Origin of the sequence: Chitinophaga terrae (ex Kim and Jung 2007) (assembly GCF_900107795.1) — a bacterium.
GTDB lineage: Bacteria > Bacteroidota > Bacteroidia > Chitinophagales > Chitinophagaceae > Chitinophaga > Chitinophaga terrae.
This window is the reverse complement of sequence record NZ_FNRL01000063.1, coordinates 1-1,607: the sequence shown is the minus strand read 5'-3', so window position 1 is coordinate 1,607 and position 1,607 is coordinate 1. Positions and strand designations below refer to the sequence as shown.

At 33.2% G+C, this 1,607-nt stretch carries 1 protein-coding gene; it reads right to left on the bottom strand.

Going from position 1 to position 1,607, the window contains the following annotated elements:
- Positions 1 to 746 precede the first annotated feature (746 nt).
- Positions 747 to 1,607, bottom strand: an 861-nt coding sequence (locus BLV62_RS28470; protein WP_168928054.1) for a hypothetical protein, incomplete at its 5' end; no start/stop codon positions are given.

Sequence of the window (1,607 nt, the reverse complement as noted above, 5' to 3'; positions counted from 1 at the left end):
TCCATCTAACTGATCAGGATTTTTTTTATATAAGAAACTAATTGTGGCACTCAATTATACGAGTACAATTCAAGGGGTCAATTTCGAGTTTTGAGATTCTTTTCAAGTCAGCTACAGTTTCTTTATCTCCTTGAAATCAAACAAACTAAAAATGCCAATAGGTATTACAAACTAAAGATCAATTCACTTGTTTTTAACGTGGGAACAAATCCTACTCAAATTAAAAATGTATTCGCATTTTTCAAAAATAAAACTTCTCTTTTGAAAAAAATCGATGGGTTTTGTTTTCGTGAATTAGCTTTGCCTTTGGCACCCTATATTGGAATAAATACCACTTTAGCCCAACCTATCAAGACAAAGAAGATAAAAAAAATTCTTCTCTAGATTTTGCCGGCCGCTGTATGCAAATTGTACGCAAATAAAAATAGGTTCCAACCTTTAATCTGCCAAAACCCGCTACTACCAATTGGTTCCACCAAGGCTTGCACCTGCCCCTGACTATGAGTCAAGGGCTCGTTGTAATGAACTAGATTCCAACTTATCTCCCTTGGGGCTCAAACCCAGGACTGACTGGTCAAGAGCCAGATGGTCTGACTTTTAGTGCAAAAAGGAGATTCGAACTCCCAATCTCTTTGAGGCACTCCCGGAGATTCCGTACTCAAACCTATTAGCAATAATAAAACTTTTTATATTTCATTGGGCGATATTGTTCTATCACTGTCGTTAACCTTTAATGAGACAATTTTTTATATATTTTTAGTTGCAATTTCCTCCCATAAAGAAACGCCTGTATTTACAACAAAGGTTGAGAGTTGCTGTATACCTAATTCCTTCTTTAGAAAGTCGACCGATTCAGCATCCGAAAATTTTATTAATTTATTAAACAAGGTATCATAAAAAATTTTGCCACCCACCTTTCTATAATATTTAAACAACAGCATCGCAGATATAGCATACATTTCAGGTTTATATTGAAAATTTGATAACAACTCTTCGGTATCAATTGCATTCCTATACTTCTTATCTGTATGAATTTTATTGCACATTTCACTCCAACAATTCAATGTCGAAGTTTTAAACTGGATCTCTCCCCCACTGAATAAGGTTGCTATACCTTCATCTAAAAATCTATTGAATTGATAATTTGAAAAAATGTAATGAATTATCTCATGCTTATAAAAGCCCCCGGATAATACATCAATAATTAAGCACCCAGATCTCACAAATCTGGAAGAAGAAAAAAAGTTATAGAAGCTATAATACTCCAATGCTCCAAAATATCCATCCCCAACAATATATTTAAGCTTTTTTGAAGGCGGGTTAAATTGGGCAGATTCTATTCTAATAGTCTGAATGGTTTCCGAAAGGAAGTTATTTGCCTCTAATAGTTTCAAATGTTGCGTATCTGAATCATTCTTCTTTATGTAAAAAGTAATATTGGAATAAGATATTGTTTGATATTGGCTGTTATAAACAGGAAAAATAACTTTATTATTTTTCAGATCAACACCGATTTTTAAAAGTCCTTTGAAAATCCTGATTGAGGAGGCACTAAAATCATAATACAAATTCATTGAAATAATTACACTGGAGTCATTAAAAGAATC